This is a genomic window from Mycobacterium sp. 852013-50091_SCH5140682 (assembly GCF_001665685.1).
Taxonomy (GTDB): domain Bacteria; phylum Actinomycetota; class Actinomycetes; order Mycobacteriales; family Mycobacteriaceae; genus Mycobacterium.
This window is the reverse complement of record NZ_LZTB01000050.1, coordinates 84317-107191: the sequence shown is the minus strand read 5'-3', so window position 1 is coordinate 107191 and position 22875 is coordinate 84317. Positions and strand designations below refer to the sequence as shown.

The 22875-nt window shown below is 65.4% G+C and carries 16 protein-coding genes; 13 read left to right on the top strand and 3 right to left on the bottom strand.

Annotated elements, in window-relative coordinates; translation table 11 throughout:
• The 7 genes from A5784_RS15800 to A5784_RS15770 form a co-directional block, all read left to right on the top strand.
• The coding region (locus tag A5784_RS15800; RefSeq protein WP_082944872.1) for an SDR family NAD(P)-dependent oxidoreductase at window positions 1–3081 on the top strand (3081 nt) is incomplete at its 5' end.
• Window positions 3078–7520 carry a type I polyketide synthase gene (locus tag A5784_RS15795; RefSeq protein ID WP_232006063.1) on the top strand — a complete coding sequence of 1481 codons (4443 nt, stop codon included), beginning with the start codon at window positions 3078–3080 and terminating at the stop codon, window positions 7518–7520. The genes A5784_RS15800 and A5784_RS15795, both read left to right, overlap by 4 nt.
• Before the next feature lie 51 nt (window positions 7521–7571).
• On the top strand, window positions 7572–8636 hold the full coding sequence (locus A5784_RS15790) for a daunorubicin/doxorubicin resistance ABC transporter ATP-binding protein DrrA (RefSeq protein ID WP_064945861.1): 1065 nt from the start codon (window positions 7572–7574) through the stop codon (window positions 8634–8636).
• 4 nt (window positions 8637–8640) lie between these two features.
• Complete coding sequence (locus tag A5784_RS15785) at window positions 8641–9450, top strand: ABC transporter permease (RefSeq protein ID WP_064945850.1); 810 nt, start codon at window positions 8641–8643, stop codon at window positions 9448–9450.
• The gene (locus A5784_RS15780; RefSeq protein WP_064945860.1) at window positions 9450–10310 is read left to right on the top strand and encodes an ABC transporter permease; all 861 of its coding nucleotides are present in this window, start codon (window positions 9450–9452) and stop codon (window positions 10308–10310) included. The genes A5784_RS15785 and A5784_RS15780 overlap by 1 nt, the downstream gene beginning before the upstream one ends.
• A gap of 37 nt (window positions 10311–10347) precedes the next feature.
• Window positions 10348–11592: a phthiocerol/phthiodiolone dimycocerosyl transferase family protein gene (locus A5784_RS15775; protein WP_064945849.1), complete on the top strand. Its 1245-nt coding sequence runs from the start codon at window positions 10348–10350 to the stop codon at window positions 11590–11592.
• Window positions 11593–11631: 39 nt separating this feature from the next.
• Window positions 11632–12462, top strand: a complete 831-nt coding sequence (locus tag A5784_RS15770; protein WP_064945848.1) for a class I SAM-dependent methyltransferase — start codon at window positions 11632–11634, stop codon at window positions 12460–12462.
• A 7-nt stretch (window positions 12463–12469) separates the two neighbouring features.
• Here A5784_RS15770 and A5784_RS15765 read toward each other — a convergent pair whose 3' ends face one another.
• On the bottom strand, window positions 12470–13948 hold the full coding sequence (locus A5784_RS15765) for a flavin-containing monooxygenase (protein ID WP_156750587.1): 1479 nt from the start codon (window positions 13946–13948) through the stop codon (window positions 12470–12472).
• A gap of 257 nt (window positions 13949–14205) precedes the next feature.
• Between A5784_RS15765 and A5784_RS15760 the strand changes: the two genes are divergently transcribed.
• From A5784_RS15760 to A5784_RS15750, 3 genes are all read left to right on the top strand, one after another.
• Window positions 14206–15825, top strand: a complete 1620-nt coding sequence (locus A5784_RS15760) for a PE-PPE domain-containing protein (RefSeq protein ID WP_064945846.1) — start codon at window positions 14206–14208, stop codon at window positions 15823–15825.
• Window positions 15826–16158: 333 nt separating this feature from the next.
• Complete coding sequence (locus A5784_RS15755) at window positions 16159–17838, top strand: PE-PPE domain-containing protein (protein ID WP_064945845.1); 1680 nt, start codon at window positions 16159–16161, stop codon at window positions 17836–17838.
• A 34-nt stretch (window positions 17839–17872) separates the two neighbouring features.
• Window positions 17873–18232, top strand: a complete 360-nt coding sequence (locus tag A5784_RS15750) for a DoxX family protein (protein ID WP_064945844.1) — start codon at window positions 17873–17875, stop codon at window positions 18230–18232.
• 9 nt (window positions 18233–18241) lie between these two features.
• Here the strand turns inward: A5784_RS15750 and A5784_RS15745 are convergent, their stop codons facing one another.
• Window positions 18242–18664 (bottom strand): SRPBCC family protein, encoded by a 423-nt coding sequence (locus A5784_RS15745; RefSeq protein ID WP_064945843.1) that lies wholly within the window; start codon window positions 18662–18664, stop codon window positions 18242–18244.
• Between the two features lie 84 nt (window positions 18665–18748).
• Between A5784_RS15745 and A5784_RS15740 the strand changes: the two genes are divergently transcribed.
• Window positions 18749–19255 carry a DUF2505 domain-containing protein gene (locus A5784_RS15740; RefSeq protein ID WP_064945859.1) on the top strand — a complete coding sequence of 169 codons (507 nt, stop codon included), beginning with the start codon at window positions 18749–18751 and terminating at the stop codon, window positions 19253–19255.
• 10 nt (window positions 19256–19265) lie between these two features.
• Here the strand turns inward: A5784_RS15740 and A5784_RS15735 are convergent, their stop codons facing one another.
• Window positions 19266–21089: a CocE/NonD family hydrolase gene (locus A5784_RS15735; protein ID WP_082944868.1), complete on the bottom strand. Its 1824-nt coding sequence runs from the start codon at window positions 21087–21089 to the stop codon at window positions 19266–19268.
• 266 nt (window positions 21090–21355) lie between these two features.
• Between A5784_RS15735 and A5784_RS15730 the strand changes: the two genes are divergently transcribed.
• Both A5784_RS15730 and A5784_RS15725 read left to right on the top strand, forming a co-directional pair.
• Window positions 21356–22162, top strand: coding sequence for an SDR family NAD(P)-dependent oxidoreductase (locus A5784_RS15730; RefSeq protein ID WP_064945841.1), 807 nt, complete (start codon window positions 21356–21358; stop codon window positions 22160–22162).
• A gap of 68 nt (window positions 22163–22230) precedes the next feature.
• A complete protein-coding gene (locus A5784_RS15725) occupies window positions 22231–22875 on the top strand; it encodes a TetR/AcrR family transcriptional regulator (RefSeq protein WP_064945840.1) in 645 nt (214 codons plus the stop codon).

Genomic DNA, 22875 nt, shown 5'->3' with positions numbered 1-22875 from the left:
CAGCGGATCGCTGCGACCCCGGCCATGCTCTCCCAGTGGATGACCGGCCCCGGCGCAGAAGTCCGACTCGCCGACGTCGCCCACACCCTCAACCACCACCGCACCCACCACCGCACCTTCGCCACCATCTGCGCCCGCGACCACACCCAGGCGGCGCAGGCACTGCAGGCGCTCGCCGACGGACGTCCGGCCCCGGGTCTGGTCCGGCCGCATGAAGGGCTGTGCCGGCCGGGCCGGGTATTCGTCTACTCCGGGCAAGGCTCCCAGTGGGCCGGCATGGGCCGCCGCCTGCTCACCGACGAACCCGCCTTCGCCGCCTCCATCGACACCCTCGAACCTACGTTCCGCGCCGAGGTCGGATTCTCCCTGCGCGAGGTCATCGCCAACGGTGAGCCGGTGCCCGGCGACGCGCGGTTTCAGCCGGCGATTTTCGGTCTGCAGGTGGCGTTGACCGAGTTGTGGCGGCACTACGGCGTGGTCCCCGACGCCGTCATCGGACACTCCATGGGCGAAGTCGCCGCCGCCGTCACCGCAGGCGCCCTCACCCCAGCCGAAGGCCTGCGCGTCATCGCCACCCGATCCCGGCTCATGTCACGCCTGGCCGGCCAAGGCGCGGTAGCCCTGCTGGAACTCGATGCCGACGCCACGTCCGCCCTGATCGCCGGGCGTGAACAGGTGAGCCTCGCGGTGTATTCGTCACCGCGGCAGACCGTGGTGGCCGGGCCACCCGCGCAGATCGACCAACTGATCGCCGATGTCGAGCACCAGGACCGCTTCGCCACGCGGGTCAACATGGAGGTGGCCTCGCACAGCGCACTCATGGAGCCGATCCTGGCCGAATTACGCACCGGCCTCGGGGATCTGGAGCCGAAACCGCCTGCAGTCCCGTTCCTGTCCACGGTGACGGGCGACTGGGCCCCGCACGTCGACGCGGCCTACTGGGTGGCCAATGTGCGGCAACCGGTTCGGCTGTACCAGGCATTCGCCGATCTCGGCGAGCAGTACGGCACGTTCATCGAAATCAGCCCGCATCCGGTGCTGACGCATTCGATCGCCGAGACGCTCGGCGACACGCATCATCACGCTGTCGGCACGCTGTCGCGCAACAGCGACGACACGCACACGTTCCACACCAATCTCAATGCGATCCACACCGTGGCGGCTCCACCGACCCCGCACCCTGACGGCCTGCCGCCCGAATTGCCCAGCGCACCTTGGCAACACTCCAGGCACTGGATCGACGGGCGCGCCAGGGACCGCGTCGCAGTCGCGCAACAGGCGAATGTCTCGAGCGGGGATGTGCCACCACAGTGGTGCTACGAGCTGACGTGGCAAGCACACCCGCTGCCGGCGGACCGGCATGCGTCCGGATCCTGGCTGGTCGTCTCCGATGCCGAGCTGAGCCTGGAGCTCGACGCCACACTGGTGGCTCTCTCGGCGGTGACCGACGATCATGATGCCCTCGCCGACGCATTCAACGGTGTCGCCCATGTTGTGTTCGCGCCCGACGTGGCGATCGGATCCCTGGACGCAGAGCCGGGTTATCACCTGTTCAACACGTGCCGCGAGCTGTGCGCGGCGTTGGCACTGCTACCTGAGCCGCCGCGCCTGTACCTCCTGACCCGTAACGCCCAGCCGCTCTCGGAGGGCGACCGGGCCAATCCAGCCCATGCGGTGCTGTGGGGTCTGGGCCGGACACTGGCGCTGGAACACCCCGAATTCTGGGGCGGTGTCATCGATGTCGACGAGTCGGTGCCCGCCGAGCGGATAGCCGGCTACCTGCGGGCCGAGGCGGCCGGAAGCGACGGTGACGATCAAGCGGTGTATCGCGCGGGCCGGCGGCATGTACCGCGGCTGGTGCCGGCACCGGCACGGTCCGTGCAACCCGCCGAACTCGGTGGGGACGGAAGCCACCTGGTCATCGGTGCCACGGGCAACATCGGGCCGCATCTGGTTCGCCAACTCGTCGCGATGGGAGCCAAGACGGTTGTTGCGGTATCCCGCAATCCCGGTTCGCGGATGACGGAGCTGGCCCAAGCCGTCGCCGAACAGGGGGCCACGCTCGTGCCCGTCGCGGCCGACGCGGCGGATCCCAAGGCGATGACGGCACTGTTCGACCGGTTCGGCCGCGACCTCCCCGCACTCAACGGCATCTATCTCGCGGCGTTCGGTGGCGGACCGGTGACGCTCGCGGACATGACCGCCGAGGACGTGCAGGTGATGTTCCGACCGAAGCTGGACGCGGTATCGCTGTTGCACACCCTGTCGTTGAAACATCCGGTGCGCCAGTTCGTGATGTTCGCGTCGATCTCCGGGTTGCTCGGTTCGCGGTGGCTGGCGCACTACACCGCCACCACGACGTTCCTGGACACCTTCGCCTACGCCCGCCGCGCCGCCGGGCTGGCCGCCACCACGGTGAACTGGGGATGGTGGAAATCGTTGGCAGACAATCAATCCGACGAGTACCAACAGGTCACACTGAGTTCGGGGCTCGAACCCATGCCCGACGAGGTGGCGATCCGCGCACTGACCCGGGCGCTGGGCGCCGACGCCCCGGTCCGTGCCGTCGTCGCTGCCGCCGACTGGACCCGACTCGCCGCCGCATACCGCACTCGCGCCAACCTCAAGATGGTCGACCCACTGGTGCCCGCAGACGGCACCGAGGACCTTGGCCCCGAAAACGATCAGTGGGCGGGCGTTCCGGACTTCACCGAGCTGGATCCCCTTGATGCCGAACGCATCATCGGTGAGCGGCTGCGGGAACGGCTCGCCGCGATCATGGGCTACACCGATCAGGCGGCCTTGAGCCCGGCGGTGCCACTGATCGAACTCGGTATGGATTCGCTGATGGCCGTGCGGATCCGGCATGCCACCCAGTCCGACTTCGGTGTCGAACCTCCGGTGGCGATGCTGCTGCAGGGCGCGTCCCTGGATGACATCACCGCCGATGTGATGCAGCAGTGCGGTGTGTCCACACCGGACACCGGCGCAGCCATCGACGCGCTCCGGGACCGAGCCAACCAACGTGCCGCCGCCCGTCGGGGCGCCGCGGCGCGGCGTAAGAGAGGACAGCGCGCGTGACTGCCACCGTCGACCAGGATTCGTTGTCGCCCAATGCCATAGCTGTCGTCGGCATGGCGCTGAGATTCCCCGGGGCCAACTCGCCGTCGGCTTTCTGGCAGAATCTCCGCGCCGGTGAGGAGTCCATCCGGACGTTGACCGAAGCTCAGCTCATCGACGCCGGGGTCAGCGCCGTCACCCTCGCCGATCCGCAGTATGTGCGCCGCGCCCCGATCATCGACGGCATCGACGAGTTCGACGCCGAATTTTTCGGGTTCCCACCGCAGGTGGCGCGCATGATGGATCCGCAGCAGCGGCTGTTCCTGCAGTGCGCCTGGCATGCACTCGAGGACGCCGGCTGTGATCCCGCCACATTCGACGGTTCGATCGGAGTGTTCGCGACCAGTGGCGCCAGCATGTACATGCTGCACAACCTGCTGTCGCACCATGATCGGTCAGCCTTCCTCGGGCAGGGTGCGACATTCGATCTGATCAACATGTCGCTGCAGAACGACAAGGATTACCTGTCCACCCGCGTCTCACACCAGTTCGATCTGCGCGGGCCGAGCGTGACGGTCCAGACTGCGTGTTCGTCGTCGATGGTCGCTGTGCACACGGCCTGCCAGAGCCTGCTCAACGGCGAGTGCGACATGGTGCTCGCCGGCGGCGCGTCGATCCGGATACCGCATCACGTGGGCTACTGGCATGAGCCCGGGTCGATGGTGTCCGGTGCCGGGCACTGCAGGCCGTTCGATGCGGCAGCCGACGGCACCGTGTTCGGCAGTGGTGTCGCAGTGATCGCGCTCAAACCGTTGTCGGCGGCGCTGGAGGCCGGCGACCGGATACACGCCGTGATCCGGGGCTCGGCGATAAACAACGACGGCGCGAAGAAGATGACCTACGCGGCCCCGAACGGCGCAGCGCAGGCCGACGTGATCGCCGAGGCCCAAGCGGTGGCCGGCGTCGACGCGTCGTCCATCAGCTACATCGAAGCCCACGGCACGGGCACGCCTCTGGGCGACCCGATCGAAATGGAGGCGCTCCGAGCCGCTTTCAGTCTCTCGGATACGCCGCGGTCGGGTCCCTGCCTGGTGGGCTCGGTGAAGTCGAACATCGGCCATCTGGCGGAAGCCTCGGGTATCGCCGGTCTGATCAAGACGATTCTGTGCCTGAAGAACCGGGCCATCCCCGCGACGCTGCACTTCAGCACTGCGAATCCGGCGCTGAACCTCGACCGAGGCCCGTTCACGGTGGCCAGCGAGTGCACGCCATGGGAGTGGGACGGTGTGCGCAGGGCGGGGGTCAGTTCGTTCGGTGTCGGAGGCACCAACGTCCACGTCGTCGTCGAGGAAGCGCCCGCACAACCCGCACGACCGGCGCAGGACGGGCCCCAGGTGCTGCGGCTGTCGGCCCGCACGCCCGAGGCGCTCGAAGATTACCGGGCGGCGTTGGCCACGGAGCTGGCCACAGACGTCGAACTGGACCTGTCCGATGTGGCTGCCACGCTGGACCGGCGGCGGCTCGAGAGGTTCCGGCTGGCCGCCGTGGTGCACGACCGGCACGACGCTGCCGCCGTGCTGGGCGCCGCCGAGAACGACAACGTGTTCGTCAGCGAAGAGACCGACGCGACCGCAACCGGCCGAGCGTCGGCCGGCGAGCGCCGGGTCACGCTGATGTTCCCGGGGCAAGGCGCCCAGCACGCCGACATGGCGCGCGGCCTCTACGAATCCGAGCCGGTGTTCACCGAGAATTTCGATGCGTGCGCCACGGGTTTCGAGCGTGAGCTCGGCATCGATCTCACAGCAGAGCTGTTCGGCTCCGACCAGTCGGACCTGGAGCGCACCGACCGCGCCCAGCCCGCCCTCTTCACCGTCGAGTACGCGCTTGCCCGGCTGTTGCAGGCCTACGGCGTGCACGCCTCGGCGTATGTGGGCCACAGCATCGGTGAGTACGTGGCCGGTGCGCTGGCAGGCATTTTCGACCTGCCGACAGCGATCGGTGTCGTCGCGACCCGAGCCCGATTGATGCACGGTTCTGCTCGTGGTGCGATGGTCGCGGTCGCGATGACGCCCGAGGCCGTCGCCGAGCATCTGGCACCGGGGCTCGCCCTGGCGGCGATCAACGACCCCGGCAACTGTGTGGTGGCGGGAACACCCGAAGACGTCATGAAGTTCCAGAACCGGTTGCGGCAGCGGGGGATACTGGCCCGCCGTGTCCGCACCGCGCACGCGTTCCACTCGCAGCTCATGGATCCTGTTGTGCCACAGTTCGCCGAGTTTCTGGCCGGCGTCCAGCTCCGTCCCCCGCACACGCCGGTGCTGTCGAATGTCACCGGAACCTGGCTGACCGACGCACAGGCCATCGATCCGACTCTGTGGGCCGGCCAGGTTCGCGCCACCGTCAGGTTCTCCGACGAACTCGATCACGTGTTGGACGATCCCCGCGCCGTGTTGGTCGAAGTGGGGCCAGGCGGTGCACTGACGGGATCGGCCATGCGCCATCCGAAATGGGGCGACCGGCATCGCGCCGTGCGCTTGATGCGCCACCAAGTGCAGAAGCGCGGCGACCGCGACACGTTCCTGCTGGCGCTCGGCCAACTGTGGTCGGCCGGTGTCGAAGTGGACTGGTCTCCGTTGTCCAGCCGCACGCCGACGCTGGTCTCGCTACCCGGGTATCCGTTTGTCCGGCAACGGCACTGGGTGGATCCGGAGATCACCGCCGACGGCGCCCCACCGGTCAGGGCCAACGGCAGCGCCCCGAGCGGACATGTGGTCGAACCGACCGGCGAGACGAAGACGAGCGGCGCCGGTGCCGGGCAGGTCGACATCGAATCGACGCTACGGCGAATCTGTGCCGAGTGCCTCGGCGTGAGTTCGGTCGGTCCGAACGACAACTTCTTCGAGATCGGCGGGGATTCCCTCATCGCGATCGGCGTCGCGATGAGCGCGACCAATCAGGGGCTGGAGCTGACGCCACAAGACCTCTACGATCACCCCAACGTGGCGGCGCTGACCGCGGTGCTCTCCGCGCGCTACGCCGCAGGCGGGTTGGCCGCTGTATCGGTCGACGATGCGCCCCAACCTGTTTCGCCGATCGCGGCGCACTTCCTCGAGCAGGGTCTGCGCGAATCCGGCCGCTGGCGCGTCCCACTGCTGATGCAGCTCGATTCCACCGTCGGAATCGAAGACGTCCGGTCGGTATTGGCGGCGGTGATCAACCATCACGACGCGTTGCGAACCGGGTTCAGTCAACGGGCCGGAGCGTGGGAACAGCAGATCAGCCCACCGGGCGACCATCTGGACATCGCTGAGGTGTCACTTCCCGACACCGTGACGCCGGGCACCGACGACGAGCGGCGCGCGGCCATCGACATCCTCAGCGGGCAGGTAGCTCGGCAGGACCTTTCCAGCCCGGCACTGGTCGCGACCTACATCGTGGATGCGAGCGGAGCCGGCCGGTACCTCGCGATGACGATCCACGAGCTGGTGGCAGACGGGGTGTCCCGGGAGATTCTGCTCACCGACCTGTTCACCGCGTTCACCCAGCGACTCGCCGGCAGCGACATCATGTTGCCTCCGGTCACCGCGACCTGGCGGGAATGGTCGCAGCGCTACGCCGGGCTCGCGACGCATCCGGCAGTCCTGGACAGCAGGCAGTACTGGTTGGATGAGGCTGCCAAACCCACACTGCACCTGGCAGATCCGGGTCCCGGACAACCTCCCGGCGTGGACGACATGCAGTGTGTGCCGTCGCTGATCGCCGCTGAGCAGGCGGGTCTCATCGAACGGGCAAGGGGCAGGTTCGAGTTCGCGGTCGAGGAATTGATGCTCGGTGCGCTGTCGCGAACCGTCACGCACACCATCGGCGATGGAGCGCTCGCCGTCGCACTTGCCGGAACCGGGCGTGCTGTGCTCAAGCCGGATGTCGATCCCCGGCGCACGGTCGGCGGCTTCACCACCGTCTACCCGGTGTCGCTCTCCTGCCGCGGCGAGTCCACCGCTACGCAGGTACTCGACGGCGTGCACGAAACCATGTGCGCCGTCCCGCATCAGGGTGTCGGCTACGGGCTGTTGCGCTATCTGTACGGGCCGACGGCGCGGACGTTCGGCGCGCTGGATTCCCCGGACATTCTGCTGTGCAACGAAGGTGTGATTCCCGATCTGCCCACGGCAGCCGGGCCTGTGCAGATCGATCGCGAGACGGCGATGGGCGTGCGGGACAAGACGCCCGGACTGGGATTCCCGATCGAGATGCGGATCTACCGCTCCTCGGCCGGAATGCACGTGGACTGGTGGTACGACGCTCGCCGGGTGCAGAGCGCGACGGTGACGACGATGGCCGAACGCTTCCCGATCGATTTCGAGGAGCTCCTGTCCGAAGCGCTGGCGACGGCGCCGACGCAGGACGAATTCGGGGGAGCCATGTCGGAACTCGGGTTGGTGGACCTGTCCGCTGAATGAACCAGCCGGTGAACCGGTAACAGCAACGGAGGATCTGATGAGGAGGTTGTGTTGACTACTCCGGACAAGAGCGTCGTCGTCAACGAGATCCACAAATCGTTCGGTGCGGTAAAGGCATTGCGCGGGGTCAGCTTTGACGTCGGGCGCGGAGAGGTGGTGGCACTGCTCGGGCCGAACGGGGCCGGAAAGACCACGATGGTCGACATCCTCTCGACACTGACCCGGCCGGATCGTGGGCAGGCCAGCATCGCCGGATTCGACGTGACGAAAGACCCGGCGAGCGTGCGCCGATCGATCATGCTGACCGGGCAGCAGGTAGCCCTCGATGATGTGCTGACCGGTCGCGAGAATCTCATATTGTTCGGGCGGCTACAGGGTCTGGCCAAGGCGGTGGCACGTTCCCGGGCCGAGGACCTGCTCGCCGAGTTCGATCTGGTCGCCGCCGCGGATCGTCGGGTGGGTACCTATTCGGGTGGCATGCGGCGACGCATCGACATCGCCTGCGGGCTGGTGGTCCGTCCCGAGGTGGTGTTCCTCGACGAGCCGACCACCGGTCTGGATCCGCGCAGCAGGCAGACCATTTGGGATCTGGTGTCGGGCTTCAAGAAGCTCGGCATCGCAACCCTTTTGACCACTCAGTACCTCGAAGAGGCCGACGCGCTGAGTGACCGGATCATCGTCATCGATCACGGCACGGTGGTCGCCGAGGGAACCGCCGATGAGCTCAAGGAGCGCACGGGCGGCAGCTACTGTGAGATCGTCCCGCGCGACCTCAAGGATCTGCCGGCGATCATCACAGCACTCGGACCGCTGGTACCCGAGCACAACAGGACGGCGCTCGAGGAGTCGGCCGACCGCATCGCCGTACCTGCTCCAGACGGTCCCAACACCCTGGTCGAGGCGCTGTCGTTGCTCAACTCGGCGAACATCGAACTCACCGACATCGCACTGCGGCGGCCGTCGCTCGACGAGGTGTTCCTTGCCCTCACCGACGACTCCGAGGTGTCAGCACCAGATGTCGCGGTTGCCGAGGACCCCGGGGACGACGACCTGGCGGCGGCAGGCGTCGGTAAGCACCGGTTGAACGGTAGCGAGCCGCAGCTGGAGAGGATGTGATGCCATGACGGCCGCGCTGAGTGCGGCGCGACCACGCCCGTCGACCATCGGGCAGTGGTGGGTGCTCACCGTCCGGCTGGTCGCACCCTCACTGCGCAACGGCGAGGTGGCCACCGGTGTCGTGGCAGTCGTGGTGTTCGCGGCGGGGTGGTACATCCCGCTCAATCACATGATGGGCGCCAGATCCGGAATGAGCAGCTACGCGCAGTTCCTGATGCCGCTCATTGCGTTACAGGGCATTTCGTTCGCCGCGATCACCGGAGCGTTGCGGGCAGCGACAGACTCGGTCAAGGGCATCAACCGCCGCTTCGATTCCATGCCGATCCCGGCGCTGACACCGTTGGTCGCGCGCATGTCGGCAGGCGCCTACCGGTGCACCATCGGCATCGCCGCGGCGCTGGCCACCGGGTATGTCATCGGCTTTCGGTTCTACCGGGGTATCGGCTACGCCGTGTTGTTCTGCGTGCTGCTGTTGGCGATCGGCATGGTGCTGTCCTACCTCGCCGATCTGCTCGGCAGCTCGTCGAAGAACCCTGAGGCCACCACACAGTGGCTGATGCTGCCGCAGTTGATCTTCGGGCTGCTGTCCGTCGGGATCCAACCCGTTGAGCATTTTCCGCATTGGATCCAGCCGGTGGTCCGCAATCAACCTATCTCCCAGTTCATCTACGCAATGCGGGAGTTGGCAGGCGATTCGACACCCGCGGCGGCTCCGGTGAACTGGTCGGTGGTGGGCCCGTCGGTTGCCTGGCTGGCCGGGGTCACGGTCGTGATGGTCCCGCTGTCGCTGGCTCTTGTGTTGAGGCGGCGATGATGTCCGTCACCGATCACGCAATGCTCCGTGACTCGGCCGTGCTCAGCGACGCCGCGTTCCCGGTTCCGGATCGCCGGTTCGGCGAGAACTCCCTGCGTGTGCTGCCCGTGCAGATCTGGGCGCAGACCAAGCGGCTGCTGATCCGCCTGGTGCGCGACCCGATGACATTCGTGTTCGGCCTCGCCTTACCGATCTTCTTTCTCGTGGTGATGAATATCGTGCTGGGGGACGCCATTTCGACGGTGACCGGGCACAGCGCACTGTATGGCAGCGTTCCGCTGGTGACGCTGATCGGTGCGATGAACGGTGCTTCCGTCGGTGTGGTCGGGTTCATCTCAGAACGCAACGACGGTCTGCTTGCCCGGCTGTGGGTGCTGCCTGTGCATCGCGCATCGGGGCTCATCGCACGGCTGTTCTCCGAGGCCATTCGGGTCGCCGTGAATTCTGTTGCGCTGCTGGCGGTCGGCCTGGCGTTAGGGCTGCGACTGGAGCGTGGCGTGCTTGCCGGGGTAGTCTGGTTGTGCGTACCGGTGGTGTTCGGGATGGCGTTCGCCATGCTGGCACTCACCATCGCGGTCTACTGGCCCAGCGCAACGCTCGTCGAGGCGATCACGCTGGTTTCGGCGCTTCTGTTGTTCTTCTGTACCGGATTCGTGCCACTGGACCAGTATCCGCACTGGATTCAGCCCGTTGTCGAACATCAGCCGCTATCCTACGCGACCGAGGTCATGCGCAGCTTGACGCTCGGCGGCGGCTTGTTCACGCCGTCGGTCGGTGTCCTGCTCTGGTCCGGCGGCATCATCGCGGCCTGTGTGGTCCCGATGGTGGTCGGCTATCGCCGGGTGAGTACGCGCGGGTGAACGCCGTGACCAGACCACGCAACGCAGAGGAGGCCCGATGACTTTTCCCACGGCTGTCATCCGCAGGCTCGCGCCGAGCGAGGACTTCTTCGCTGAGACACAGACATTCACATCGGTGACGCTCACGCTCGCGGGACCTGTCGACGCGGACGCGATGTCGATGGCGTTCGACTGTCTGCTGGAGACATATCCGGTGTATGCCGGCCACCTCGAGCAGGCCGCCGACGGGCGCTTCCAGATCGTCGGCGACGATCTGCTCCACCCAGGAATGTGGCTGGCCGGAGACGATGACGTGGACGCGCAGATGCCGCTCGACCAGGGTGCTTCGCTGATCAATCTGGTTCTGCGCCTCTTCGAGGGCGGCGGTGAACTCACCCTGTACGTGCACCACAGCCTGGCCGACGGCAATCACATCGCCGGACTGCTTTTCGACCTGTTCACCCGCTATACGTCGATGGTGACCACGGGGGATCCCGGGCCTGTCAGTCCACAGCCGGCGCCGGAACCCATCGAGGCGATCCTCGAGCAGCGTGGCGTGGTGAAGCTGTCGAGGTCAGGGCTCGATCGGTTCATCCCGGCCATGTTCGCCCACGAGCTACCGCCCCGGCGGTCGACCAACACCACCAAATTCTCGCGGCCAGTAGCGGTGCCGACTGCCCGAGGCCGCCTGACGAAAGCCGAAACGGCTGCATTGATCAAATACGGCCGCAGGCACCGGTTGTTCGTCAACAATCTGGTTTCGGCAGCAATCCTCTTGGCGGAGTGGCGGGTTCGGGAGACTCCGCACGTTCCCGTACCGTACGTCTACAACGTCAACCTGCGCCCGTTGCTCGAGCCTCCGGTCTCGCCGACGGCATGTACCTTGGCGCTGGGCGTCGCCACGTACCTGGCGCAGATCACGCCCGCCACCACACTCGTCGAGCTCGCCGCCGAGATCGCGTCGACGCTGCAGGCCGATCTCGGTGACGGCGTGGTGCAGCAGTCGTTGCTTCACTTCAACCTGCAGTACGAGGGCACTCTGCCCGGACTGGCAGATGTGGTGTTGTCCACCAACATCGGTAACGTCGCTGCGATGCCGACGCCGCCAGGGTTGGCGGTAATCGGCTTTTCGTCGCAGTTCCATCGAGCCTCGTCGGCTGTCATCGACGTCTACGGGTTCGGTGTTGTGGCCGGTGAACTGGTCCTCGAGCACCACGTCGACGCCGCGGCGCCGGAACGATCGCTGGATCTGATTCTCACCATGCTGCGTGCCGCGTCCGTCGAAGCGTCCGCGCTGTCCTGACCGTCGATCTCCGAGTACCTCACCGAAGGGTTGGTTCGAATGGCTACCAAGATGCACGTCGACTTGAGCGGACCGCCGCAGACCATGCTCGACATGGTCTACGCGAAAGCGCTGGACGCAGATTCCGCACGTCCCGTGCTGGGGGATCGCTTCGCGAAACAGCTGATGACCCAGCTGGATTACGACTGGAGCAAGAGCCCCGTTCCCCGGCAACGCCGCCGTCAGGTGACCTCGATCGCCGTGCGTGCCGCCCAGTTCGACATCTGGGTGCAGCAGTTTCTCGCGGTGACCGAACGGCCCGTCGTCCTCCACGTGGGGTGCGGCCTGGACAGCCGGGCGTTCCGGGTCGATCCGGGGCCCGACGTCGAGTGGTACGACATCGACTTTCCGGATGTCATCGCACTGCGCGAACGCCTGTATCCGGCACGCCAGAATTACCATCTGGTGTCGTCGTCGGCCACCGACCCCAACTGGCTCAACAGCATTCCCAAGGATCGTCCGGCCTTGTTGATCGCCGAAGGCGTCAGCATGTATCTCACTGAACGTGATGGCATCGACCTGCTGCGCCGCGTGGTCAGTCGATTCCCGTCCGGGGAACTGCAACTCGACTTCTGGAGCCGATTCGGTAGGCGCGCCCAGGCGAAGAACAACAAAGTCGTGCGCTGGTCGGGTTCGGATCTGGGCTGGGCGGTGAATTCTCCGGACGAGATCATCGGCCAGATTCCGCGGGTCCGGTCATTGCGTGCGATCTCGGTGTTCGAGGCGGGCACCGTCGCGCTACTGCCGAAAGGCTACCGGCGTTTCGCCGCTGCGGCAGCCCGCACTCCGGGGTTGCGCGACATCGTGCAGTTCCACCGGTACGCGTTCTGACCAGCGGTCAGCTGAAGTGGTAATCGCCCAGCGGAAATCTCATCGACTCGCGAATCGCGTTGCGTCGCGACGTCGGCCGGGTGATCGTGGCGTTACCACGGAAGTAGTAGGACCGTGACGTCGCGCAGTTGCCGCGGAAGAACACCATGTCGCCGAGGTGACGAGAAATGCGCCGGTAGAACGCCGCGCTGGCGTCCGCGGTGACCTCGAACGTGTCAGCATCGCGACGGAGTAGCTCACCGAACAGCCGGGACATGTGTCGCATCTGGTACTCGGTCATGGTGAAGAACGATGCGCCGGTGAAGGCGTACGGGCTGGCCATGTTCAGGAAGTTGGGGAAGCCGGGAACCGAAAGCCCCTCGTAGGTCTCAAAATTGTTTTCCCGCCACCATTTCCCCAGATTCGCACCGGCCCGGCCGATCACCTCGATCGCCGGGAAGTTGGCGTCCCACAGATCGAATCCGGTGGCCAGTACCAGGGTGTCGGTGACGGTCTTGTGTCCCGCGCCGTTGATGATTCCGTCCGGCTCGATCTGGGCGATGCCGGTGGTCTCCAGATGAACGTGGGGCAATGCGAAGGTCCGATAGTAGTGATTGGAGAAGGTGGTGCGCTTGCACCCGAAATCGTAGTCGGGAGTCAGTTTTCGCCGCGTCGCCCGGTCCCGCACGGATGCGAACATGTGCAGCTTGGATACCTGGGCGGCACTTCGATTCAGCGGTTTGGACCAGTTGTAATGCACCACCGCTGTGAAGATGCCGGCTTCGGCGATGGCATCGGTGATGACTCTGAGCAGCCGTTGCGACAGGGGGAACCGGGCGAACAGTCGCTGCACTGCCGCCGGGATCGCGAAGTCGACGCGCGGCACCACCCAGATCGGTGTGCGTTGGTAGACAGTCAGTTCCGCTGCTCGCTCGGCCAGTTCGGGAATCAACTGCACAGCGGTCACGCCCGTTCCGATGATCGCGACATGTCGACCGTCGAGCGAATAGCCGCCATCCCACTTGGCGCTGTGCATGATCCGCCCCTCGAAGCCCGTGATCCCTGGAATATCCGGGATTCGCGGCTGTGACAGGTAGCCGGTGGCGGTGATCAGGAACTGTGCGGTCAGCGTGTCGCCACCGGAGAGAGTCACCTGCCAGCGCTGCGAATCCTCGTCCCACCGGGCACTTTCGACGGTCGTGCCGAAGCGCATGTAGCGGCGCAGATCGTACTTCTCGGCGACGTGGTCGGCGTATCTCTTCAACTCCTCGCCGGGGGCGTGCAACCTCGACCAGTACGGATTGGGTTCGAACCAGTAGGAATACGTCGTGGTGGGGATGTCGACGGTCAGCCGGGGATAGTGGTTGACATGCCATGTTCCACCCAGGTCATCCTCGCGGTCGAGGATGGCCAGGTTGTCGAATCCGAGGCGATTGAGCTGGATCGCTGCACCCATACCGGCGAAGCCGGCGCCCACGATGACGGCGTCGAATCCTTCTGCGGTCACACACATACGGTACCCGTAGCGCGTCGGCATTATGAGGCGAAATAAGACCGAGATCTGCGTGGGGGACCACGAAAGTCGCACGTAGTTGCGAGTACAAACAATTCCTCGGCCAATCACGGTATTTCGGCATCACCCAACGAAATTCACAGAATAAATTTGCCGGACACAGCACATTTTCCGGTGCACCTGGTGGATGATGCATGGGTATCGCTAGTCGGGGCGAGTCAAACTGCACACCACAACCAAGCGGGTTCATCATGCGCGTCTTCATTCGGTCAGTCCTGGTGGCACTGTTGGTCCTCGGAGCCGCGGTCCTGTTGGCCCTCACCGCAACGATGACCTCGGTGTTCACCCTCACCGCGGCATCGAATTACATCATCAGGGGGACTCAGTACGCCCAGCCGTTCTGCAGGCCCTACTGCGGCACACTCGACACGCCGCAACAAAATATCGACCTGGCGACGCCGTACATCACTGCCACGAAAGTCGATCCACCAGGCGGCCTACCGAATGTGTTCGTCAACTACCCCGCCAGTTTCTGGCCGGTGTCGGTCGGTTATTTCCATGCCACGACTTACGACGACGCGGTCGCGGCAGGCGTCGCGGCACTGCCTCCGCCTGGGCCCACCGGCGACCCTTCTCAAACTCCAATCGAATCCGGAAGCGTGATCTTCGGTTACTCACAAGGCGCGAATGTCGCGACGCAGTACAAACGCAGCTTCAATCAGTACTGGGCCAGCCACCCGGGAACGCCGCCTGCGGTCAGTTTCGTCCTCATCGGCAACGGCAACCGCCCGAACGGTGGCGCGCTGGAGCGCTTCCGCGGGCTGTACATCCCAGGATTGGACTTCACCTTCAGCGGTGCCACGCCCACGACGACCGCCGGCGCCGCACCGGGCCAGATCACCACTTACGACATCGCGCAACAGTACGACGGCTTCGCCGACTTCCCGACCAACCCGCTCAATCCGTTCGCCATGGCGAACGCCGCAGCCGGCCTCGTCCTGGTACACCCCAACTACCAGAACGTCGACCCGAACAGCGCCGTCTACCAAGGGACCCAGGGCGATACGGCCTATTACCTGATACCGACGTACCCGGTGCCGCTGCTCATGCCGATCGCGAACATTCCCGGTGCGGGGCCGATCATCGCCGACACATTGGACCCGGTGATGCGGGTGCTCATCGAATCCGGCTATAACCGCACCATAAATCCAGGGCAGCCGACGCCCGCGAACATCTTCTACTTCCCGAATCCCGTGAAATTCGCCGCGGCGCTAGCCGTCGCCATCCCGACGGGCCTGTTCATCGGATTGGAAGATCTCGCGGGGGAGCGCACGCCGGGAACTCCCCCGGCGTACGTGCAGGGGCAGGGCGCTTACGGCATCTTCGGTCCACCGGTGACGCTGCCGAACCAGCCTCCGCCACCCGTTCCACTTGCACAGGTCATGTCGGCAGCTGCTCTGCCGAGTGGACAGCAGCCGACAGGCACTTCGAATACCGCGGCGCCACAGCAGGTATCCGATACGCAGACACCGCCGCAGTCGAGCGATACGAGCACGCCTGAGGTCAGCACCGCATCAACCGAGTCCACCACACAAGCGACGTCCACCAGTCTCCCCGAGGTGCCCAAACCGACACTGACGACGTTGCTGTCACCGCTGACCAAACCGAGGATGAACGTGGTGCGTGGCGCGACAACCGCGACGGCGGCTTCGACCGGCACGAAAAACCCCGCATCATCGCTGAATGGGATTGTCAAGAAATCGATCACGGCGATCGAGAAGGCGCTTGGCGCAACGCCGTCCGCCGCGACGACTCACACGAGTACCACAACCAGCAGCTCCGCCGGGGCTACAGGAGGGGCATCCAGCTAATTCAGCACGAGCATGCGCCCGGTGCGCGATGAGTGTTCTCATGCAGCCCCGGCACGGTTCGAAGCGCAACTCGTAACCGGTACCGAGCGGGTGGTCACCAGCTCGGCATGACCGGTGTGTTCATTCATATGACGTTGGCATAGTGAGCATTTGGCTGCGTCAGCTGTATGCCACGACCTCGGCGAGATCTTTGGGTGCCGGCCAGGAATTCCCAGCGAAAACTACAGCTATTTCACAGCAAGCGCGTTACGCTCCTATCACCGGATCCCACCGGCCAGCTAATTCCAAGACGTCGGGGCGGAGGAACGCGTGGGAAATCATCGACAGCTCAGCATGAGCACAAAGACTGTGTCGTACGTGACAGCAGGTGTCGCGTTGGAATTGGCAGGCCTGGTCGGATTCGTCAATGTCGTCGACGCCAACGCGCCGATGGTGCGTCTCCTCGCGGCGACGAGCATCTTCATCGACGGCACCAAGGACATCATTCCAACCGGCAACTCCCAAGCGCCGGACCGGATGCGGGGCACCCTGAGCGGTGTTCTCGATCAGGGCTACGACTATGTTTCCACGCCCGGGGCGGGCGGCAACTACTATGTGCAGTATCCGCGCTCGTTCGGAATCCTCACCGGGCTTACCGATCCCACCTACGATGCATCCCGGACCATCGCGACTCAGAACACCATCACCGCCATCAAAGATGCACGCGCGCAGAATCCGAACGACCCCATCTACGTCGTGGGATATTCGCAAGGTGCCAACGCGGAGTCCGAGGCGATTCGTCAGCTCGAGGCCGAGGGATACGACACCTCGAACATCACCTTCGTGTTGGTCGGCAACGGTGCACGCAACAACGGCGGCCTGTGGGCGCGGTTGCCTGCCGGCGTGTATGTACCGCTGATCGGATTGAGCTTCGGCGCGTCGATGAATCCGGACCCCAACGGTCCGCAGGTGATTCAGATCAGCAAGCAGTACGACGGTGCCTCGGATGTGCCGCAGTACGTACTCAATCCGATCGCGTGGGCCAACGCCGCTCTGGGCTTTGTCTACGTCCACAACGGCTACTACCAGGATGTGGACTTCGACCTCAATCACGACGGCACCATCAGCTCGGCTGATGTGGCACTGGCACAACAAGATCCGGCGCACTACATCGTGACGACCAACGGCAACATCTCCGACGTGGTGATCCGCAATCCGGAGGGACAGTTGCCGTTGACCAGACCGCTGCTGGATCTCGGGGTGCCTCCCGAGATCGTCAAGGCACTGGACCCACTGCTGCGGGCCATCATCGAGACGGGCTACAACCGGCCGCCCAACGGTGGCGTGTATCCGGCAGACCCGCAACATCTCGAGTTGCTGCCCCCGGTGACCCGCTGGGAGGCCGATGCCGACTCCGTCGCCGCGGGGTTGAAAGAGACCATCCATCGTCTCGAAGCGCTGAACACGGTGCACATCAACCCGATCAGCCCGCTGGCCGCCGATTCGGCGGTGCCGCAGGCGCCGGTTGCCCAGCAGCTGACGGCGGCGAAGCATGAGCAGCCCACCATAGACCAGGAGTCGCCGCAGGGCGGTGCGCAGCCGACGGCCGTGAAGACACTCGACGAACCGGCCGCCGGAGAGGAGTCGGCCGGCTCCCTTGACCAGGCCGGTACCTCCGAAGCCGGGCAGGCTGTCTCGGGCGCACATGATCCGGTGTCGACCCCGACAACACCGGATGCGCCGGCAATCCCGAAGAAGCCTCAGACCAACGTCGTGCGCGGTCCGATCGGCGGATCGCCTGCGCTGTCGGGCCTGAAGACCGTGACCGCCAAGATCAACGGCGCGGTGACCGATGCCGTGGCCAAGGTCAAAGATGCGCTGACTCCCAAGAACACCGGCAACAAGGTCAGCCCGTCGACGGCAGGCACTGACGGCACCGGTGCGGGCACGAATACCGGTACCACACAATCCGATACCGGCGGCGGTACGTCTGGAAACGACTCTGGTGCTACCGACAATTCAGGAGGAAGCTAGTACCAACGGTGGCGACGCTTCGACAGGGGACCGGATGAGTATCGCGGTGGTGGTGGCCTCGATCGTGCTGGCGGTTTATCTCGGTGTCGCCGCGATTCTGAACCTCTTCTATCTGGAGGAAGCGCGCAAGAACGGCCAGCGGCTCGGGCTGTCACGCGGGCTCAGCCAGTTCATCGGCGCGTGCCAGCTGGCGGGGGCGATCGGGCTGATCGGCGGATTGTTCTGGCGGCCGTTGGGCATTGCCGCCGCGGTCGGGTTCCTGCTGATGATGATCGGCGCGGTGATCGCACACCGGCGCATACGTGATTCCGTACTGGCGACGCTGCCCGCGGTCGTGGTCTTCTGTGTCACCGCATTCGTCTTCGGTGGGCAGCTCGCCCTCGCGGGGGTATGACGTCGATTATCAGGGGCGCTCGGCGATTTCGGCGATGCGCCCGGTCGATGACACGAATGCGGTGGCCAGGCGCGGTCCGATGAACATGGCGGCCACGCCTGCCAGTGGGCCTGCCATGATCACTCGTTCGGTCAAGATCGTCCCATCGGGGACAGGGTCGATCTGATGTTCAAAGCGCATCGTCAGCCCGGGAAACGAGGATGTGCCGGTCCAGAGTCTCGGTGATTCCACCTGGGTCACCGTGGAGGCAGTTGCCGGCCCGCCCTTGCCTTTCACGGTTATCCGCGCGCCAAGGCCGAATTCGCGGTCTATCGAGGCCGATTCGATGATGCCGCCGGGCCATCGCGGCGGGTCGGTCCACACGTCCCACACCTGCGATGCGGATGCCGAACTTCTTGTTGATCCTTCAAAGGACCGGCGCGCTTTTGCCATGTGCTGATGATCGCACTGCCGCAAGAGCTTTGGCCCGAATCCGCTGAGGTTGAGTCCACCGATCATCGGCATTACGGTGTCGGTATGGCGCGGTCCTTCGACGTCTCGGTGCAATCTGCCGCAGGCGTCGCGGAAATCATCACGGCATTCGGTGACCGAGACTATTGGCACGCACGACTTGCCGCCTATGCGGGAGCTGGGGCCACACTAGATCGCCTCGAGGTCGACGCGGCAGGTTCGGTAATGGTGACCGTCACGCTGCGCCTGCTGCGCGACCGACTGCCGGCGCTGGTGACTCAGATATACCGCGGAGATCTGACGATGGTGCGCAACGAGGCGTGGCGACCCGACGGCACCGATGTGGTGCGGGGCGATATCCGCGTGGCGGTGCCGGGTGCACCGGTCTCGGCGCACGGAACGGCGACCCTCACACCGCAGACCGACGGTTCGCGACTCGACTGCCGCACCACGGTTCGGGTCGCGGTTCCGTACGTCGGCGGCAAGCTGGAAGACTATCTGGGGCGTCAGTTCTGCGATGGGCTCCCTGCGATACAAGACTTCACATCGGAGTGGATCGCCGAAAAGCGTTGACAGTTCCTGGTCAGCGCGTGACGACCGGCAATTCGACGCGTGATGGATGCGCACTGTCGCGGTGGACGCAGATGGCTGGTGCGCCGCCGGGCAGGATCGCAAAGTGATCGGCATCGGCACCGGAGATGGCGATCCGGATACGGTGCCCGGCCTCGAACACATACGACGTTGGCAAGAGATCGAAGCTGAGTTCGGCGATCTCACCGCGGACAAGTGGTTGTGCGTCGGCGCGCCGGAAGGTCCGGTACGGGACAGTCGGTTGGTAGGGCGCCGCGTCGGTACTCAGATGTCGATGCAGCGCACGCAGTTCGCCCTCGGTGACGTAGGAGACGGAGCCTCGTGAGTCCACATCCTCGAGATAGACGAAGAACGTGCCGTCGGCTGCGGTCGAGGAGACGAACAGCGTGACCAGTGGATGCCCCGTCACCTCGAGCGGCTCGGTCAGCATGCCAGAGGTGTAGGTCAGCAACTTTGCATCCGCGGCACTGCGTTCGGGATAACGCACCGCTTCGCCGATCGCCACCTGGGTGCGCCAACGCGAGCGCTCGCCGGTACCCGCAGTCAGATCGACCTGGTAGTCGTCAGCGGCTTGCGGTTCGGCATGCCCGTCGGATTCGGGGGCGTCGACGGTGAGCCGTCGGTCGGCCGCGATGTAGTACGTGAGGACGTCGGCCGGGGGCGGCCAGGAGGTTGCTGATTTCCAGCGGCCTTCACCCATCGTGAAGTAGTGCACGACGGGCTCCGACGCGATGCCGTTATCGCGTCCTCTCAGGTGGTGGTCGAAGAACCGCAGCAGTTCCCCTTCGTGATCGAACGCCGAAAGCGTCGGTGGACGAACAGGTTCGATCTGCCAGCGGCCGCCATGGTTCCACGGGCCGAGGACCAGCCTGCTGCCCGCGGTGGCCACCGACAAGAAGCGCTTGATCGCCGAATGAGCGTAGGCACCGTCGAACCAGCCTCCGCTGCCGTATACGGCGGCGCCCGAGCCTTCGATGTCCCGACGGTAATTGTGCGGGCTGAACCGGTTGATGCTGCCGCACGGATCGATGGGGTTACCGATCGGAGCAAGGCCTTCTGCGCTGCCGTGCCGGTAGGGATCCGACGGTGCCACATCGTCACGGAACGTCAATGACAGCGCCTGAGGGTGGATTTCGTAGTTGTCGAGATGCGCGGCGACGGCCCCGGCGCGGAGCCGACGGTGCCGGTCACCGTCGACCGGTATCGCGCCGGTCACCAGGAGTTTGACCCACCACCCGGCGACCTCATGTGGTGCATTGCGGTCGAGCGCGGCGTTGTAGCGTCCCCACGTCTGGGTGAACCAGGTCCCGTGGATGCCGCCGGGGAACGCGATGTCGGTGTAGGCGTCGTACACGGAGAATCGGGGCGCTACCGCGCGCACCGCGGGGTGCTGGTTGACCAACAGCAGCTCCGCCGCAGCGCCGCTGTAGGAGGTACCCAGCGCACCGACGCGACCGTCGGACCAGGGCTGGCGGACAATCCAGTCGACAACCTCTGCCCCGTCGCGGATCTCATCAGGCGACCATTCGCAGACGCGGTGCCCGTACGACGCGCCGGACCCGCGCACGTCGACGTCGACCCAGGCATAACCGGCGGCGACAAAGCGACGACGACACACAGCGGTGGAGCGGATGTGGTCAAACGGCTTGCCGCCCCGCAGCATTCGTAACGGCCATCGCAGTTCCATCGCCCGGTAGTAGCGGGTCTGATGCACGATGGTCGGCAGCGGCGTCCCCGTTGGTGCAACAGGGAGATGCACTGTGACGGCGAGCTGGACACCGTCACGCATCGCCAAATAACAAGAGGACGAAGCCATTTTCCGGGGCGCCGGTCGTGGGCAACCGGCATCCGGCCAGATGGCATCCGACCCGTCGCCCACTGCGCCACCTCCTGGTAGTCGCGAAGTTGATGGTGTGCTGCGACCGCGTCGACGGCGTTGGGGTCAGCATAGAGAGGGCACCTGCGCGGCGAGGCCCGAATCGTGGGGTCCAACCCTGCGATTGCCCGATACCGGTCCACTGCGCCCGGTAGGGTCCGAAGTATCTGTCGGCAGTGGAAAACCAACGCGGAGGTCCCGTTTCGATGCGAGATTTTTCGGGCGCGGTCGCGCTGGTAACCGGTGGGGGCGGCGGGATCGGAGCCGCTGAGGTCAGACTTCTCACTGAGCGAGGCGCCACGGTGTGCGCCGTCGACATCGATGAGGACGCGGCACTCGGCAGCGGCGCCGCGCTGGCCATCGGAGCCGATGTTGCCGACCGCGAAGCGATGGCCGCAGCGGTCGACCGCGTCGTGAAACAGTTCGGACGGCTCGATCTCGTCTTCTGCATCGCGGGCATCACCCACCGGCCTGCCACCCTGCGGGTGCTGGAGCCGGGTACGGCGCAGCGGGTCATCGACGTCAACCTGGTCGGAACACTGAACACCCTCGAACCCGCCATCGATCCGCTCATCGCGTCGCGCGGTCACGCGGTTCTGGTGTCCTCGATGGGTTGGCCGCCCAACAGCGAATTCGGGACGTTGCTGCCGACGCTGGGCGGTGTCGCCTACTCCACCAGCAAGGTGGCGGTGGAGATGCTCGGCCGCGGGCTGCGTATCGAGCTCTCGCCGTACGGGGTCGGAGTCACCATCGCCTACTTCGGTCCGGTCGACACCGCGATGGTGAGGCTCACGAATGTGCCGCCGACGCGCTCCAGTGAGCGGCTGCGCATCAGCCCCGAGGAAGCGGCCGCGGGGGTGCTCCGGGCCGTCGAGCGGGAAAAGGTGCGCGTGATCATCCCCGGCCGGTGGAATTTCCTCAACGTCGTGCGGCCGCTGGGTGTGCATCTCGACAATCTGTTGCTTCGCAGCCGCAAGCAGCGCGATTTCATCCGGACTTATGACTCCGTGTGATGTCCGTTTTGGCGTAGTTTGCGAGCGAAGGTGTTGACCGGCATTTGGCTATGTTTTAGCGTTTGCCCATGGGTCATGCGGGCGGACGTGGGCAGCGCCGCCGCAAACCGGGAAGGCCGGTCGGGGCGGACGCCGCGCAGACCAGAGCCCGCATCGTGCGCGCAGGCCGCGAGATCATCACCGAGCACGGGTACGGAGCGGCCACATTCCAGGCGATCGCCCGAAGGACCGGACTGAGCCGGCCCACCCTGAACTACTACTTCGCCGACTGGGAAGACCTGTACGGGGAGTTGGTTCACGAGGCGCACTCGGTGCTCGTCGACTGCATCGAACAGACCAAACAGCATGAGCTGCCGGTCAATCGTTTGCGCGCCTTCGTGACGGCGGTGCTCGAGGTCGGGCACCGTGACAGCTCCTTCGTGGCGTTTCTGGTCAGCGTGCGCCTGGAGGCCGAACGCAACCCGGCGCTGCCGACGGCCACCGTGACGGCGACCCGCGGCTTCCTGTTCAGTGTGGTCGGCGACGCGGTCGCCAGGCGTGACCTGCCCGCCGACACCGACGCCGCGGCCATCGTCGAACTGCTCCACGCGATCCTGTGCGGGGTGGGCGTATGGGTTGGCGTGGACGCGCCGTGCGACTACCTGTCGGTTGCCAGGCAACTCGATGCTGTGCTCGACAGTGGGTTGCTGGGCGGGAATTCGCAAGCCTGCTGA

Bases quoted from the DNA above. Each gene is read 5' to 3' on its own strand.
- A5784_RS15775 (WP_064945849.1), top strand. From the start codon at position 10,348: ATGACTTTTCCCACGGCTGTCATCCGCAGGCTCGCGCCGAGCGAGGAC.
- A5784_RS15760 (WP_064945846.1), top strand. From the start codon at position 14,206: ATGCGCGTCTTCATTCGGTCAGTCCTGGTGGCACTGTTGGTCCTCGGA.
- A5784_RS15750 (WP_064945844.1), top strand. From the start codon at position 17,873: ATGAGTATCGCGGTGGTGGTGGCCTCGATCGTGCTGGCGGTTTATCTC.
- A5784_RS15735 (WP_082944868.1), bottom strand. From the start codon at position 21,089: ATGGCTTCGTCCTCTTGTTATTTGGCGATGCGTGACGGTGTCCAGCTC.
- A5784_RS15785 (WP_064945850.1), top strand. From the start codon at position 8,641: ATGACGGCCGCGCTGAGTGCGGCGCGACCACGCCCGTCGACCATCGGG.
- A5784_RS15745 (WP_064945843.1), bottom strand. From the start codon at position 18,664: ATGGCAAAAGCGCGCCGGTCCTTTGAAGGATCAACAAGAAGTTCGGCA.
- A5784_RS15730 (WP_064945841.1), top strand. From the start codon at position 21,356: ATGCGAGATTTTTCGGGCGCGGTCGCGCTGGTAACCGGTGGGGGCGGC.
- A5784_RS15755 (WP_064945845.1), top strand. From the start codon at position 16,159: ATGAGCACAAAGACTGTGTCGTACGTGACAGCAGGTGTCGCGTTGGAA.
- A5784_RS15780 (WP_064945860.1), top strand. From the start codon at position 9,450: ATGTCCGTCACCGATCACGCAATGCTCCGTGACTCGGCCGTGCTCAGC.
- A5784_RS15770 (WP_064945848.1), top strand. From the start codon at position 11,632: ATGGCTACCAAGATGCACGTCGACTTGAGCGGACCGCCGCAGACCATG.
- A5784_RS15740 (WP_064945859.1), top strand. From the start codon at position 18,749: ATGGCGCGGTCCTTCGACGTCTCGGTGCAATCTGCCGCAGGCGTCGCG.
- A5784_RS15725 (WP_064945840.1), top strand. From the start codon at position 22,231: ATGGGTCATGCGGGCGGACGTGGGCAGCGCCGCCGCAAACCGGGAAGG.